This is a genomic window from Actinophytocola sp., from assembly GCF_035712165.1.
Taxonomy (GTDB): Bacteria; Actinomycetota; Actinomycetes; order Mycobacteriales; family Pseudonocardiaceae; genus DASYTH01.
In genome coordinates this window covers 1-15,741 of the sequence record NZ_DASTBH010000496.1, presented here as the reverse complement: position 1 = coordinate 15,741, position 15,741 = coordinate 1, and the positions used below count along the sequence as shown (strand labels likewise).

Sequence of the window (15,741 nt, the reverse complement as noted above, 5' to 3'; positions counted from 1 at the left end):
GCACGTCGTGCAGCACGGTGCCGCGGTCGGCCGGCGAGATCCGCACGACCTCCTCGGGTTGCTGGACCGGCGCGACGCGCAGCAGGTGCCGCAGGAAGTAGCCGTGCGGGCAGCACACCCAGGACTCCAGCGCGGTCGCCGACACCACCGCGGCCCCGGTCGGGTCCGGCACGCTCTCCCCGGCCAGGTTGCCGTCGAACACGGTGAACTCCGCGCTGGACCGGGCCGCCCGGACCGCGAGGGCCCGGTCCAGCACCGGATCGGCCGGGGCGTCGGCGCGGCGGTCGACGGCGGCCCGCTGCCGCCATTCCTGCGGCGTCGCCGGGTAGGGCTCGGCCCGCACCGCGCCCGGATAGGAGGGCGAGCCGATCACCTCGACCAGCGGGTTGTCCAGGGTGGGCGCGAGCCACCGGGAGCCGACCCGGGACCCGCCCCGGCGCAGGTCGCCCCGGGGATAGCTGAGCGTGCGGCCGCCCGGCGGCGCCGCGGCCAGCGCGGCCAGCAGTTGCCGGTGGGTGCGGGCCTGCCGCTCCCGCATGGTCGGCAGCGTGCCGCCGGTCAGTTCCCGGACTCGGTCCGGCAACAGCGGATCGTCGGCCGCGCGGGCCGGCAGCAGACCCTCCGCGACACCGAGCACGAACACCCGGTCGAGGTCCGCGCCGACCCCGTCGGCGACCGGACCCACCTGCACGCCGGTGCCGGCCCGGCCGACCCGGTCGAGGTCGTCGGCCAGCTCCAGCTCCAGCAGTTCGCTCAGCAGCACCAGATCCGGCGCCGCGGCGAAGACGTCCAGCCCGGCCAGCAGCCCCAGCGTCCCGGCGATCCGCTCGGCGGCGCGCTGCTCCTCCGGGGCCAGCCGCTCGATCTCCGCCGGCCCGCCCAGCACCAGGTCCCACACCCGCAGCACGGCCTCGCCCAGCTCGCTCCACGAGTGGGCCTGCCCGGCGATGCACAGTCCATTGCGGACGGAGCCGACGAAGTCGTGCAGGGCCCGCGCGGTGGCCGCCTCCCGCCGGGCCCGGTCGGCCCGCCACTCCTCCGCGTCGGGGTGGTCGAGGAGCCAGGTGTCCCGCTGGGCGGCGTAGTCCGCCAGCCGGTCCCAGTCCGGGCCGGCCACCACGCCCGCGGCCCGTGACACCCGCTCCCAGGCCGAGGCGGGCACCCGGGCGCCGGCGTGGCAGACCGGCGCGTCGGCGACGAACGCCAGCACGTCGCCGCGCCGGAAGTGACTGTCGGGCAGAGCAAGCAGCCGGAGGATGGCGCGGCCGAGGCGACCTTCGGCGGTCGGCCGAACCCCGGCGCCGAACACCGGGACGCCGGCCCGCGCCAGATGTTCGTGCACCAGCCGGGCGTACGGGTCGGGCGCGCCGTAGAGCACCGCGACGCGGTACCCGGGCCGGTCGGCCAGGGCCGCGACCGCCCGGCGCACCACGCACCGGACCTCGTCGTCCGGGTCCGACGCGTGCAGCACGACGTCCCCGCACGGCGGATGGGTCCTGGACCGCACCGGCACGCCCAGGTCCCGGCACAGCGCCAGCGGCCGGGCGTCCGCCGCCGGATCGCCGGTCAGACCGACCACGAGGTGCACCGGGACCACCCGGCCGAGCGCGGCGAGCAGCGCGGTGTCCGGCGGGTCCAGGTCCTGCGGGAGGAACACCAGCACGGGGTCGGTGCTGCCGCCCGCCCGGTCCACCGCCGAGGTGAGCAGGTCCGCCTCGTCGAAGAAGTCCGCGGCGCACCGGTGCCGCAGGACCCGGTGCAGCCGAACCGTCTCGGCGCTCACCTCGCCGGCCGCGGCGAGGCGGTCCAGCACCGGCTCCGGCACCGCCCGCAGCGCCCGGTGCGCCCGGGCGATGGCGCGCACGGTGCCGATGTGCCCGGCCACCGGACCGAAGATCCCCGGTTCGGCGCGCAGCACCTCGCGCACCGCCGCGGCCAGGACCGGCGCGGTCAGCGGGCGCAGGCCGCGCCGGGCGAAGGCGGCGCCGGCGAGTTGCTCGGCCAGCCTGCGCAGGGTGAGCACCCGCACCGCCGCCACCCCGGGCGCGCCCGGACGCACGCCCCGGGCCAGCGCCCGGCGGACCGTCACCCCGATCCGTTCCCCCGGCACGAGCACCGTCACCGGCGCGAGCGGGTTGCCACCCTTGGCGGCGGCCACCGCATCGGTGAGCACGCGGTAGGCGGCGGCCCCGTAGGTCGTCGGCGCAACCGTCACAGCCATGATCGTCGGCCCCCCGACCCGGTTCGGTCCTCTCTGGACAGACTGCCCGGGACCGGCCCGCACCGCGTCGCTGATTCACTCGAAAGAGGAGCGTGACGGTTCGGTAACAGCGGGCTTCGTGCGCCACCAGCGGCGCGAGGCCAGCGCGGCCAGCACGACACCGGCGGTGTTGACCAGCACGTCGTCCACCGAGGACACCCGGTCCAGCCGCAGGACGTACTGCGCGGTCTCCACCAGGACCGAGCAGCCCACCCCGAGCGCCGCGATCCGGGGCACGGAGGCCAGCGCCGCGAACCGCATCGGGGCGAAGAACCCCACCGCCGCGAACACCAGCAGGTTGCCGGCGATCCCGAGCCATCCCATCGTGACCAGATCCCGCATCGGCACCAGGCTCACCCGGCCGGGGACGATGCCGGCCCCCGAGCCCGGCATCAGGATCATCCACAGGAACGGCACCGTCCCGTAGACCATCCCCACCTCGGCCAGCGACAGCCGCCACGGCGAGGTGTCCCGCCGGCCGCGCGCCAGCGCCCACACCGCCAGTGCGGCCACCGGCAGCCCGGCCAGCGTGACGAACAGCACGCCGTTGAACGTGTCGAAGCAGCCGTGCCACCGTCCGGCCAGGCACGTCGGGGCGGACATCATCAACGGCCGGCGCAGGACGAACGCCGCGCCCGCCACGACGAGGATCGCCAGGCCGGCGAGCAGAACCTGGTACGTGCGGCGGGCCGGGGCTCGGGACGGATCGTGGTTCACGGGTCCATTGAAGACGGACGACCGTCGCGGAGGCGTCCGCGTTTCGCTACGGCCGCGCTACAACCTGTCAGGCGGGGCTCTGCAGCAGGACCAGCGAGCGCGGACCGACCGTGACCTGGTCGCCGGCCGTGAGCTTGCCGGACGGGGCGACGCCGGCCGGCTCGTGCGTGTCGATCAGCGGCTCCCAGGTCTGCGCCTGCCGGGTGCCGGGCAGCGTGAAGTCCAGCGGCTTCCACCAGGCGTTGACCATCAGCATGAAGTCGTCGTCGGTGAGCAGGCTGCCGTCCGCCGCGCGGTCCGGGTTGTCGGCGCCGTCGAGGTAGAGGGTGAGGCTGCGCGAACCCGGGTTGGCCCAGTCGTCCAGCGTCATCCGCGCGCCGGCCGGGGTGAACCACTCCAGTTCCTCGGCGGCCGCCCCGGTGAGGAACCGGCGGCGCCGGAACACCGGATGCGCCAGGCGAAGCCGGATGAGCCTTCTGGTGAAGTCCCGCAGTTCCCGGTCCGGCGCCGACCAGTCGAACCAGCTGATCTCGTTGTCCTGGCAGTAGGCGTTGTTGTTGCCGCCCTGGGACCGGCCGATCTCGTCGCCGCCGAGGATCATCGGCACCCCGAAGGACAGCAGCAGGGTGGCGAGCATCGCGCGCTGCTGACCGGCCCGCAACGCGCGGATCTCGGGGTCGTTGGTCGGGCCCTCGGTGCCGCAGTTCCACGACCGGTTGTCGTCGGCGCCGTCCCGGTTGTCCTCGCCGTTGGCCTCGTTGTGCTTGCGGTCGTAGGAACACAGGTCGGCCAGGGTGAAGCCGTCGTGCACGGTGATCAGGTTGACCGAGGCGGTGGGCCGGCGGGAGCCGGAGAGGTAGTAGTCCGACGACCCGCACAGCCGGTTGGCGAACTCGCCGACCAGACCCTCGCGGCTGCGCCAGAAGTCGCGCATCACGTCGCGGTAGCGGCCGTTCCACTCGCTCCAGATCGGCGGGAACCGGCCGAGGTCGTAGCTGTCCACCTGGCCGACGTCCCACGGCTCGGCGATCAGCTTGCACCGCGACACCACCGGATCCTGATTCACCAGGTCGAAGAAGGCCGCCATCCGGTCGAACCCGCCGTGCTCGCGGGCCAGGGTCGGAGCGAGGTCGAACCGGTAGCCGTCCACACCCATCTCGATCAGCCAGTACCGCAGCGAGTCCATGATGAGTTGCAGGCTGAACGGGTTGTCCGCGTTGAGCGAGTTGCCGCAGCCGGTGGTGTCCACGTAGTAGCGCGGGTCGAGCGGGTCGAGCCGGTAGTAGGCCGGGTTGTGCAGGCCCCGGAAGCTCAGCGTCGGGCCGAGGTGGTCGTGTTCGGCGGTGTGGTTGAACACCACGTCGAGGATCACCTCGATGCCGGCGTGGTGCAGGGTGGCCACCATCTCCTGGAACTCCTCGACCTGCCCGCCCGGCCGGCCGGCCCGCACCGCGGCGGAGTAGCCGGCGTGCGGCGCGAAGTAGCCGATGGTGTTGTAGCCCCAGTAGTTGGTCAGGCCGCGTTCGAGCAGGAACCGCTCGGGCACGTTGTGGTGCACCGGAAGCAGTTCGACCGCGGTCACCCCGAGGTCGACCAGGTGGCCGAGCGCCGCCTCGTGGGCGAGGCCCGCGTAGGTGCCGCGCAGCTTCTCCGGCACCCCCGGGTGAGCCGCGGTGAAACCCTTGACGTGCACCTCGTACAGCACGGTGTCCACATAGGACGTTTGCGGGCGCTCCCGGCCGGTCCAGTCGAAGGAGGTGTCCACCACCAGACCACGCGGGATGTGCCCGGCCGAGTCGAGGGTGCTCGGCGCCCACGAGTCGCCATCGACGTGGCCGTACACCTCGGGACCGAACCGCACCTGCCCGTCGATCGCCCGGGTGTAGGGGTCGATCAGCAGCTTGGCCGGGTTGCAGCGCAGGCCGCGCCGCGGGTCGTACGGGCCGGTGACCCGATACCCGTAGGCCTGACCGGGCCGGATGCCCGGCACGAAGGCGTGCCAGATCTCGCCGTCGCGTTCCTCCAGCGGCACCTGGGTCTCGGTGCCGTCGGCGTCGAACAGGCACAGCAGCACCCCGTCCCCACCGGACACGACGGCGAAGTTGGTGCCGTCCGGCCCCGGCGTGGCGCCCAGCGGAAACGGGAGGCCGGGCAGGGTCGCCGGGGTCACGGCTTGGCCACCCGCTCGGGCCGGCCCTGGACGGTTTCGGCCAGCGAGGGAACCAGGCCGTGCCGGCGGCGGATCAGGTCGGCCACCAGGCCGGTCCAACCGGTCTGATGGGAGGCGCCGAGCCCGGCCGCGTTGTCGCCGTGGAAGTACTCGTAGAACAAGATGTTGTCCTTCCAGTTCGGGTCGCGCTGGAACCGCTCGATGGCGCCGAAACACGGCCGCCGGCCGTCCGGCCCGACCAGGAAGATCGACACCAGCCGGGCGCTCAGATCGGCGGACACCTCGGCCAGACTCTTCAGATCGCCGGAACCGGTGGGGTACTCGACCTTCAGGTCGTCGCCGAAGAACCGGTGGTACCGGTCGAGTGCCGCGGTCGCCAGGAAGTTCAGCGGAAACCACACCGGACCGCGCCAGTTCGAGTTTCCGCCGAACATCGTCACGTTCGACTCGGCCGGCTCGTAGTCGATGGTGGCCCGCACCCCGGCCACGTCGATCTCGTACGGGTGCTCGTGGTGGAACCGGGAAAGCGAGCGCAACCCGTACGGGGACAGGAACTCCCCGGCATCGAACAGCTTCGCGAGCAGCCGCTGGACACGCTCGACCCCGACCGCGCTCACCAGCAACCGCCGCTGTCCCGGCTCGCCGCGCAACAGGCCGGCCTCGGCCAGCTGCCGGGCGTTGTGCCAGCCGTGCCGGGCGAGCAACTCGGCGAACATCTTGCGGGCCCCCGCGACCTCGTCGAGCGTCGACTCGTCGATGACGGCGGCGGCCAGCATCGGGATGATGGCGACCATCGAGTGCACCTTCACCGGCATGGTCCCGGCGGGCGTGCTGATCCGGTCGTAGAACAGGCCGTCCGCCTCGTCCCACATGCCCTGCTGTTCCAGTGCTTTGCGGATCTGGGCGAAGTGTTCGAGGAACTTGCGCACCAGGTCGCGGGCCGGACGGCTGCCGGAGCGGTGCAGGATCGAGGCGATCGGCACCATCGCCAGCGCGAAGGTGGCCATCCAGCCGGTGGCGTCGGACTGCTGCAGGCTGCCGGTGACCGGCAGGTGCGAGCGGTCCAGTGGGCCGATGTTGTCCAGGCCGAGGAACCCGCCCTCGAACAGGTTCGTGCCCTCGATGTCCTGCCGGTTGACCCACCAGGTGAAGTTGACCATCAGCTTGTCGAACACCAGGCTGAGGAAGTCCAGGTCCCGCGCGCCGTCGAGGTTGAACACCTCCAACGCCGCCAGGGCGTGCACCGGCGGGTTGACGTCGCCGAAGTCCCACTCGTAGGCCGGCAGCGCGCCGTTGGGGTGCTGGAACCACTCCCGGCACACCAGCAGCAACTGGTTCTTGGCGAACACCGGATCCACGTGTGCCAGTGCGACGCAGTGGAAGGCCAGGTCCCAGGCGGCGAACCAGGGATACTCCCACTTGTCCGGCATCGACATGACGTCGAAGGCGCTGAAGGTGCGCCACCGGTGGTTGCGACCGGTCAGCCGGGTCGGCGGCGGGACCGGCTGGCCCGGGTCGCCGTCCAGCCAGCGGGCCACGTCGTAGTAGTAGAGCTGTTTGCTCCACAGCATTCCGCCGAACGCCTGGCGCATCACCGAAGCCTCGTCGGCGGACGCGGCCGGCGGGGTCAGGTCGGCGTAGAACTCGTCGGCCTCGGCCCGGCGGACCGCGAGCACACCGTCGTACTCGGACCCGATGGCGGTCCCGGCGTCCGAGCCGATCCCCTTGGGGCGCAACCGAAGGCGCAGCTCCACGGTGGCGCCGGGCGGGACGGCGAGGCGGTACCAGGCGGCGCACTTGGTGCCCCGCTGCGCCGGGTTCACGGTGGCCGCCCCGGACACGACGTGGTCGTTGACCCCGTCCTTCGGGTATGCGCTGCCGGCGGCCGTGCCGCCGTGCCGTGCCGGGTTGGTCTCGTTGTCGCAGAACAACAACGTCGGCGCGACGCCGTCCGGGCCGGGCGCGGCCAGCAGTTCCAGCTCACCGAGGAACGACGGTTCGGTGATGTCGACCGTGCCCTGCCCGGTCGCGGCCAGCTCCGGCCGCGGCGCGTCGCCGGTCCAGGACCAGGTGTTGCGGAACCAGACCGTCGGCAGCACGTGCAGCGTCGCCGCATCCGGGCCGGCGTTGGTGACCTGCACCGTCATCAGCAGATCGGTCGGGCTCGCCTTGGCGTAGTGCACCTCCACGATCCAGTACCGGTCGTCGTCGAACACGCCGGTGTCCAGCAACTCGTACTCGGGATCGTCGCGACCGCGCCGGCCGTTCTCCACCCGCAGGTCCTCGTACGGAAAGGCCGCCTGCGGGTAGTGGTAGCGCCAGCGGTTCCAGGCATGGCTGGGCAGCGCGTCGAGGTACCACCAGTACTCCTTGGCGTCCTCGCCGTGGTTTCCCTCCGGTCCGGACAACCCGTAGAGGCGTTCCTTGAGAATCGGGTCGCGGCCGTTCCACAGCGCCAGCGCCACGCACAGCCGCTGCTGGATGTCGCTGAACCCGGCCAGGCCGTCCTCGCCCCAGCGGTAGGCCCGGGACCGGGCGTGGTCGTGCGGCAGGTAGTTCCACGCCTCGCCGTCGGGGCTGTAGTCCTCGCGCACCGTCCCCCACTGGCGCTCACTGAGATAGGGCCCCCACAGGTACCACTCGTCCCGCTGCCCGTCGCCCGGATCGGACATCCGCGCTCGTTCGGCTCCGGTGGGTTTGCGCGGGGTAGGCACCGCGCCACGTGCCTTTGCGGTCACGTCGTTCCCCTCTTCGTGGCGTCCTGCGGCCCATCCGAGCCAGCGTATTACGCACACATCCGGGCAACGAGCGCTGCGCGTCGAGATAACCCGAAACGGGTGAGCTGTCGGGTCATTCCCATTGCGAGAGGCCGTAGGCGGTGAGGAACCCGGCGACCGTGATGATGCCGATCAGCAGGTGCGCGTCGTCGAACGCCTCCGGGATCATCGTGTCGGCGATCATCGCCAGGATCGCGCCGCCGGCCGAGGCGATGATCACGGCGAGCACGGTGGGCGAGGCGTCCCCGAGCACCCCGTAGCCGAACATCGCGGCCAGCCCGCTGATCACCGCGATCGACGCCCACACGCCGAACACGTAGCCCGGTCCGCGCCCGGCCCTCCGCATCCCGGCCGCGCTGGACAGTCCTTCCGGGACATTGCTGATGAACACCGCCGCGATCATGGTGACGCTCACCGAACCGCCGCTGAGCAGGCTGGTGCCGATCACGATCGACTCCGGCACGCCGTCCAGCAACGCGCCCAGCGCGATCGCGGTGCCGGAGCCGGAGTCGCCGGCCTGCTGCGCGCCGGAGCGCTTGCGATGCCTGGCACCCTGTGCGGCCAGGACCAGGTTGGCCACGGTGAAGACCACCGCACCGCCCGCGGCGCCGAACACTGTCGGCGCCGCGCCGCCCAGCTGGTAGGCCTCGTCGATCAGGTCGAACGACACCGCGGAGAGCAGCACGCCGGCGCCGAACGCCATGACGCTGGCCACCACCTTCGGCGGCACCCGCACCAGGTAGCCGGCCAGGGCGCCGAGCAGCAGCGCCGATCCGGCCAGCAGTCCCCAGCCTCCGGCCGCCAGCAGCTCTGACACGGCGTCTCCTCTCGGCCCGGCAGGCGCGGGAGGGATTCTGCCGGGTCAGCCGCCGGTGGGCGGGGATTTGCGCCCGTCCTGGGTGTGGCGGCGCAGCGCCTCGGTGTGCTCGGTGACCGAGGCGATCCGCTCGGCCAGGGCCGCGTGGCTGGTCCGGAGGTGGTCCCGCGTGTCGGCCAGCGGGGCGAGCAGGGTGGCCGGGTCGTTGTCGGCCAGGGCCGCGCCGAGACGGTCGGCGTGTCGTTGGGCCGGGCCGGACAGCCCGTCCAGCCCGCTCACCTGGCCGGCAAGCTGGCGCAGCACGGCGGAGTTGCGCCTGGCCCACTCGCTCACCGCGCGGTCGCCCGCGCGCTTGTCGCGCTCGGCCCGCACCCGGCCCTCCCCGGTCGCCTCCCCGGTCGGCGAGGGGCGCAGCCGCAGGTAGCGCCGCTCGGCCGCCTGCCGGCTGGTCACGCCCAGGGCCGGAGCCAGCGACGCCCAGCTCGCGCCGCACTCGCGGGCGGCGGTGATCAGCCGGGGCTCCCAGGCGGCCAGCTCGTCGCGCACCTCACGCAGCACGGTGAGCGCGGCGATCAGGGCGAGGCAGTCCGCCTCCGGGTCGGCCAGGGCGGCCTGCACCAGGGCGACCGCCTCGGTGACCGGACCCGGGACCGGGTCGACGTGTCCACGCAGCAGATCCAGGGCGTCCACCTCTTGTCATCCTTTCGACGACGACCTACTTGTCATCGGATGGACGACATGTTATACCTGTAGTGCGTGTTGACACCAGACGTCAGTTGAGGAGGGTTCCACCAATGTTGATGCGCACCGACCCGTTCCGTGAGCTCGACCGCCTGACCCAGCAGGTCTTCGGCAACGTCGCCGGGACATGGTCCCGACCCACGGCCATGCCGATGGACGCCTACCGCGTCGGTGACGAGTTCGTGGTCTCCTTCGACCTGCCCGGCGTCGACCCGGGGGCCATCGACCTCGACGTCGAGCGCAACGTGCTCACCGTGAAGGCCGAACGCCGGCCCGTCACCACCGGCGACAACGTGGAGATGCAGGTCGCCGAACGTCCGCTGGGCGTGTTCTCCCGCCAGCTGTTCCTCGGTGACACGCTGGACACCGACCACATCAACGCCAGCTACGAGGCGGGTGTGCTGACCCTGCGTATCCCGATCGCGGAGAAGGCCAAGCCGCGCAAGATCACCATCGACGGCACGGACACCGGCCGCCGGGAGATCAACGCCTGACCAGTCGGCAAGAAAGGGCTCCGGCCAGTTGGCCGGAGCCCTTTGCCGTTCAGGTCAACGTGATCGGCACGGTCACCTGCTGGGCAGGCGCGCCCGGATAGGTGATCGTGATGGTGATCGTCACCGGACCGGTGCGGTGCCGGGCCGTCGGCCACAGCAGCGCGAACCGGCCGGTGAGCGGATCGTAGAGCGGCGGCAGCGCCGGAAGCGCCTGCGCGCCACCGGCCGACACGCTCACCCGCCCGCAGAGCACCAGCAGTACCGCGGCCAGGTGCGAGATCGGCTTGCCGGCGGCGTCGGTGAGCTGGAAGGTCACCGGCACCACCGACCCGGCCCGGATCCGCGCGCCGTCGGACGGCGAGAGCACCCGGACACCGAGCACCACCAACTGCGTCAGCGATCCGCTGCTGCCCTGGAACGACTCGGTGCCCGAGTAGGTCGCGGTGACCGCGTGCGCGCCCAGGTTCAGGGTCGACAGCGGCCCGCTGGTCGCCACCCCGTTCACCACCGCGACCGGAGAGCCGAACGGCTGCCCGTCCACGGTGAACGCGACCGTGCCGCCGGTCGGCGCCCCGGAAACCGTTGCGGTGAACCGCACAGCGTCGCCGACCGTTGCCGGGTTGGCCGACGAGGTCAGCACCGTGCTGGTCGTGCCCGGTGCGATGTGGATCGACGTGGCTAACTCGGCCGAGCCGAACGCGTTGGCGGCGCGCACGGTCACGGCGAAGTCGCCTGCGGTGGTCGGCGTGCCGGAGACCGTCCCGTCCGCGCCGAGACTCAACCCCGGCGGCAGCGAACCGGCCACCGTCGTCACGGTCGAGCCGGGGCTGACCGTGAAGGCGAACGAGTACGGCGTTCCGGCGGTGCCCGCGGGCGGCGTGCCCGCGATGGTCGGCGCGACACCGAGGTTCAGGCCGACCAGCACCGGATCGTGGTCGCTGGTGCGGAACCGGTCCGGCGCGTAGAGCGAGGCGACCTGGCCGGGCGTCTTGAAGTCGGTGTTGTAGTCCAGCACCGACGGCTCGTCGGCGTTGTGGTGCGCGTCGCCGGCCCCGGTGACCTGACCGGTCATCGACGCCGACGCGAGCACGTAGTCCAGATAGCCCCACTGGCCGTCGAACACGTAGGAGTAGGCGTCCAGACCGTGGAAGGCGCGGACCAGGTTGGTGTATCCGGCCGACTCCAGTGCCGCGATCGGGTCCTCGCCGGCGTAGGAGTTCAGGTCACCCACGATCAGCACGTCGGGATCGCCCGCGCCGGGCACCACCGTGCCGGCCACCCAGCTCGCCAGCTCGTTGGCCTGCGCGGTGCGGCGCGGGTTCCAGCAGCTCTGCCCGTCGCCCTGGTCGGTGTCCGGACCCGAGGCCGGGCAGGAACCCTTGGACTTGAAGTGGTTCGCGATCACGGTGAACCGCGCGCCGGTCGCGGTGCTGAAGGTCTGCGCCACCGGTCGCCGCTCGAAGACCGGGTTCTGGTCGACGAACGTGGCGCCGGCCACCGGGGTCACCGACGCCGTCCGGTACAGCAGCCCGGCCTTGATCGCGTCGGTGCCGGCCACGTCGACCACGCCGGTCGCCGCGTCCGCGTCCACGAAGGCCCAGGCGCCCGGGCCGTCCACGGCGTTGAGCGCGTCCACCAGCGCCTGCACCGCGCTGGACGGGCCGTAGCCGTCGTTCTCCATCTCCATGTAGCCGACGACATCGGCGTTCAGGAAGCGCAGCGAGGCGACCTCCTTGGCCAGCTGACGCTGGTACTCGGTGGCGTCCGTGGCGCCGCGGCAGTCCGCAGGCCCGCCGACCGTGCCGAACCGGCAGCCGGTGAACGTGTTGAAGAAGTTCAACAGGTTGGCACTGGCCACCTTGATGCCGCCGGCGCCGGTCTCCGGCGGCGCCGCCGGGCGCTCGTTGCCCGGCTCGAACACCGCCGTGCCACCCAGCGAACCGACCGGGCGCAGCCGGTAGGCGTTGCCGCTGGCCGCGTTGCCGGCCCAGGTGAAGGTCAGCACGCCGACCGGGTCGGTCACCGTGTCCCCGCCGCGCAGCGTGTTGCTCGCCGACAGCGGCGCGCCGCCCCGGCCGAAGACGATCGGGTCGGGGTTCTGCGCCTGGGTGGCGTCATCGATGATCAACCGGTTGAGGTTGTTGGCGTTCTGCGCGGCCTGCACCGCGGCCTGGTCGGTGGCCCGGATGTCGGCCGTCGGCTGCCGCAGCCGGCCCCCGGAGGAGACCACCACCTGACCGAACCGGCCGAGCTGGAAGTGCTCGGTGACGGTCAGCGTCTGGTGGAAGCGGACCAGCATGCCCTCGTAGGGCTCGAGGTCGGATGCGCTGGCGCGCGGCAGGGTCACGTCCGCCGCAGCGGCGCTTCCCGGCCCGCACACCGAGATCCCGGTGGCCTGGGCGGAGAGTTGGGTCTGGCCCTGGAACTCCGACACCGGTCCGGTGACCTCGACGAGATCGCCGTTGGACACCAGGTTCGCGCCGTTGTCGAACACGAACACACCGTCGGAAGTGGACGGATTGCCGTCACCGGCGTCCTGCAGGTAGAACCCGCGCAGCGCCGGCTGAGCGCCCTCGTAGTCGGCGACCACGGTGCCGCGCACGGTCACCGTCTGGCCGGCCACCGGGCTGACATCGGTGGTCCCCTGCACCGCGCCGATCGCGGTCACCGGGCCGGTACAGGACGGCGCGGCGCCCACGGTCACCGTCGCGGTGCGGCTGTCCGCCGACCCGCCGGGCCCGCTGACCCGCACCCAGTACGCGGTGGTCGCGGTCAGGGCCGGGGTGGTGAACGACGGCGCGGTGCTCCCGGCCGGGTTGGCGGTGTCGCCCGCATTGCCCTGGTACCACTGGTAGGTCAGTGGGCCGGTGCCGGCGGCGGTCACCGACAGGGTCGCGGTGCCGCCCGGGCTCACCGTGGCGTCCTGCGGCTGGGCGGTGATCGTCGGGCCGGCCGGCGTTCCCGAGCCGGCCGGGGCGAAGGCCACCCCGCGGAAGGCCGTGTTGGCCGGCGCGTTGCCGAGCACGGTCGCGGTGGCGCTGATCGGGGCGTCGAACGCCGCGGCGTCGTCCACCTTCACCAGAGTGTTGTTGACCGCGTTCGTGGTGGCGTAGAGGGTCGCGCCGGCCGGGGTGACCGCGCCGGTCAGCCCGCGGATGCCGCTGCCGGCCGGGCGGAAGTTGCCCCGCGCGGTCCAGGTGCTGCCGTCGAAGGAGAACTTCAGCACGCCGCCGCCCGGCGCGGCGGACTCGTCGGCGACGTAGAGGGTGTCCACCCCGGCCACGGCCGGGTCGCGGTCCAGCGCGGCGAAACCGTAGGCGCCGGGCGCCGCCGCGACCAGCGCCGGCGTCTGGCCGGCCGTGGTGGGCAGGCCGGCGCCGACCGTGTAGACACCGGCGGTGCCGCTGCCGGTGCCGACGTAGAGTTGGCCGCCCGCGATCCCGACCGTGCGCAGGTTGGTGGGGGCGGCGCTGTTGAGCTGCGTGGTGGGCCCGCCGCCGAGGTTGGCCAGCCGGACCCCGCCGCTGGCGCCGACCGCCCAGAACCGGCCGCCGTCGTCGGTGACCGCGCCCCGCACGCTGCCACCGCTGAACGCGTCGGCGATCGCGGTCGAGGAGTCCACCGCTCCGGCGCCGTCCACCCGGGCAACGACCCGGTTGACCGTGGCGCTGCTCGTACCGTTCACGGCCGCCGTGCCGGGGTCGGCGTCGTAGCCGCCGAGGGTCAGGTAGCGCCCGTCCTGGGACAGGGCCAGCGCGCCCTCGGTGGTCGCGGTGCCGCCCAGGGTCACCCGCCGCTGGGCGCCCGCGGTCGCGGTCGGCAGCGCCACGGACTGCACCAGGGCGCCGGCCGGGGTGTACTCGTCGAGGAAGACCGGGGTGGCGGCGTTGCTCAGCGCGGCCGCGCCGGTGCCCACCCGGGCGACCACGATGTTGCCGGCGCCGAACCCGGCGGCCAGCACCGGCGGGGCGCCCAGCACCCCGACCAACGGGACGACCAACGCGGCGACGGCGGTACCTGCGAGCGAACGGCGTAGACGGGGGCGCACGGGGCATCTCCTGGAGCGGGTGGCGACAGTGACAGGCACGCTAGATCGCCGGCGCGAATCCCGGTAGGCCCGTTTGGGCAGCGTTCATCTCCTGCCATCCAACCGTGACGGTACGTACCTGGGTCACCACCTCACAACCTGAGGCCAGGCTTCGGCGTCCTGAACATCAAACGAAGCGGGAGTCCACAATGCGCACCACGATCTCGCTGGTCCTGGCCGGTGTCGCCGCCCTTGCGGCCGCCTGCGGCGGGCCGGTCGCCAGTCCGTCGCCCGGTACGTCCACGCCGCCGCCGCCCACCGGGTCGTCGGCGCCGTCCAGCACCGTGGCGCCGGCCGACTGCGGGCAAACGCTGGCCTGGGGCACCGGCCAGAAGGAGGCCCCCGCGCAGTCGACCGACGCGCTGTTCGAGGTCCGTGCCGGCCGGCACGACTGTTACGACCGGGTGGTGTTCGACATCGCCGGCCCGGCGGAGGCCGGCTACTTCGCGAGCTACGTGCCGGTCGTCACCGCGGACGGGTCCGGCCAGCCGGTCCCGGTTCCCGGCACTGCCCTTCAGGTGGTGGTGCGCGCGCCGGCGCAGGGCTTCGATTCCTCCGGAGCCGAGGTCTTCGCCCGGACCGGCGACTACCTCTACACCGAAAGCCAGCTCGCCGGTTGGCAGAGCCTGCGCGCCATCCGGTTCGCCGGGTTCTTCGAGGGCCAGTGCACCATCGCCGTCGGGGTCAGCGCGATGCTGCCGTTCCAGGTGTCCACCCAGCTCGACCCCGCGAACCACACCCGAAAGCTGGTCCTCGACATCGCCCACCCGTGATACATCCGGCCGGTGCCGGCGCACGGGTGCCGCCCGCCGCCCCTTAGGGCGCACATTGCGTACTGTGCCGGCCGGCGCCCGCGAGGTGCACTTGGTCCTTGGGGAGGTGTCGGCGATGAGCAATGTTCCCGAAGGCGCGCAGGTTTCCGAGGACGGCAACTGGTGGTGGGACGGTTCCGCGTGGCAGGCCGTCGAACAGGCGTGGAACACGGTCACGGAAACGGCCGGCGAGGCGTGGGACTGGGCGACCGGTGACGCGGGGGGTGGGTCCTCCGGCGGCGGTGGCGCGTCGGCGTCCTACGGCGACGGTGGGTACGGCGACGGCGGGTACGGCGACGGCGGCCTGCCGCCCGGAGGCGTTCCCGAGCACCAGGTCTGCGACCTGGGGCCGTGCCCGAGCTGCGCGGAGAACGACCAGATGTCCTCGCCGTGCGTGTACGGCAAGGGCCACGGCGCGGAGCACCAGTGCGCCTACGGCGACTACTGGGAGCAGGCCGACGCGTCCGCCGAACCGCTCCCGCTCGTGGTCGGAACCCCTGTGGCGACGGCGGTCCTGACCTACAACTCCAGCAGCAACATGATCAGCGCCACCGGCAACACCACCGGCTGGCCGCGCGGCTCGCTGCGCGTCGTCGGCGACATCTACTGCGACGGCCGGCTGGTCCACCAGCAGGAGAACAACTGCTCCAACTCCACCGCCTGCACGCTGCCGACCTGGTCCACCACTCCGGATCCCGGCACGCGCTGGGAGCACGTCGTCACCGGCTCCGGCCCGCGCTACTCACCGGTCGAGGACACCGCGACCGAAGACGTGCCCTGAGGCCGGTCGGAAAATCTTCGCAAGAAGTCCGGACGCGGTGTCGGATCGGCACGGCGGTGTTCGTTGCCGGGGTGAGGAGCCGCCC

Annotated in this window: 10 protein-coding genes; 3 read left to right on the top strand and 7 right to left on the bottom strand. The window is 72.7% G+C overall.

The genetic code is table 11. The features are described from left to right. The 6 genes from VFO68_RS28165 to VFO68_RS28140 all read right to left on the bottom strand — a co-directional run. The coding region (locus VFO68_RS28165; RefSeq protein WP_325161429.1) for a hypothetical protein at positions 1–2,215 on the bottom strand (2,215 nt) is incomplete at its 3' end. An 81-nt stretch (positions 2,216–2,296) separates the two neighbouring features. Next, positions 2,297–2,977 carry a VanZ family protein gene (locus tag VFO68_RS28160; RefSeq protein ID WP_325161428.1) on the bottom strand — a complete coding sequence of 227 codons (681 nt, stop codon included), beginning with the start codon at positions 2,975–2,977 and terminating at the stop codon, positions 2,297–2,299. Positions 2,978–3,044: 67 nt separating this feature from the next. Then, positions 3,045–5,147 carry a glycogen debranching protein GlgX gene (gene glgX / locus VFO68_RS28155; RefSeq protein WP_325161427.1) on the bottom strand — a complete coding sequence of 701 codons (2,103 nt, stop codon included), beginning with the start codon at positions 5,145–5,147 and terminating at the stop codon, positions 3,045–3,047. Further along, positions 5,144–7,819 carry an MGH1-like glycoside hydrolase domain-containing protein gene (locus VFO68_RS28150; protein WP_325161426.1) on the bottom strand — a complete coding sequence of 892 codons (2,676 nt, stop codon included), beginning with the start codon at positions 7,817–7,819 and terminating at the stop codon, positions 5,144–5,146. Before VFO68_RS28150 ends, glgX begins: the two co-directional genes overlap by 4 nt. Positions 7,820–7,997: 178 nt before the next feature. Continuing rightward, the gene (locus tag VFO68_RS28145) at positions 7,998–8,741 is read right to left on the bottom strand and encodes a ZIP family zinc transporter (protein WP_325161425.1); all 744 of its coding nucleotides are present in this window, start codon (positions 8,739–8,741) and stop codon (positions 7,998–8,000) included. 45 nt (positions 8,742–8,786) lie between these two features. Then, entirely contained in the window at positions 8,787–9,431 is a 645-nt protein-coding gene (locus VFO68_RS28140) for an HSP18 transcriptional regulator (protein ID WP_414635592.1), read from the bottom strand. Positions 9,432–9,535: 104 nt separating this feature from the next. Here VFO68_RS28140 and VFO68_RS28135 point away from each other — a divergent pair, with 104 nt between their 5' ends. Further along, entirely contained in the window at positions 9,536–9,976 is a 441-nt protein-coding gene (locus VFO68_RS28135; RefSeq protein WP_325161424.1) for an Hsp20/alpha crystallin family protein, read from the top strand. Positions 9,977–10,025: 49 nt separating this feature from the next. Here the strand turns inward: VFO68_RS28135 and VFO68_RS28130 are convergent, their stop codons facing one another. After that, on the bottom strand, positions 10,026–14,024 hold the full coding sequence (locus VFO68_RS28130) for an ExeM/NucH family extracellular endonuclease (protein WP_325161423.1): 3,999 nt from the start codon (positions 14,022–14,024) through the stop codon (positions 10,026–10,028). A 188-nt stretch (positions 14,025–14,212) separates the two neighbouring features. Here VFO68_RS28130 and VFO68_RS28125 point away from each other — a divergent pair, with 188 nt between their 5' ends. Together VFO68_RS28125 and VFO68_RS28120 are read left to right on the top strand one after the other, a co-directional pair. Next, a complete protein-coding gene (locus tag VFO68_RS28125) occupies positions 14,213–14,836 on the top strand; it encodes an AMIN-like domain-containing (lipo)protein (RefSeq protein WP_325161422.1) in 624 nt (207 codons plus the stop codon). Positions 14,837–14,951: 115 nt separating this feature from the next. Then, positions 14,952–15,656, top strand: coding sequence for a hypothetical protein (locus tag VFO68_RS28120; protein ID WP_325161421.1), 705 nt, complete (start codon positions 14,952–14,954; stop codon positions 15,654–15,656). Positions 15,657–15,741 lie beyond the last annotated feature (85 nt).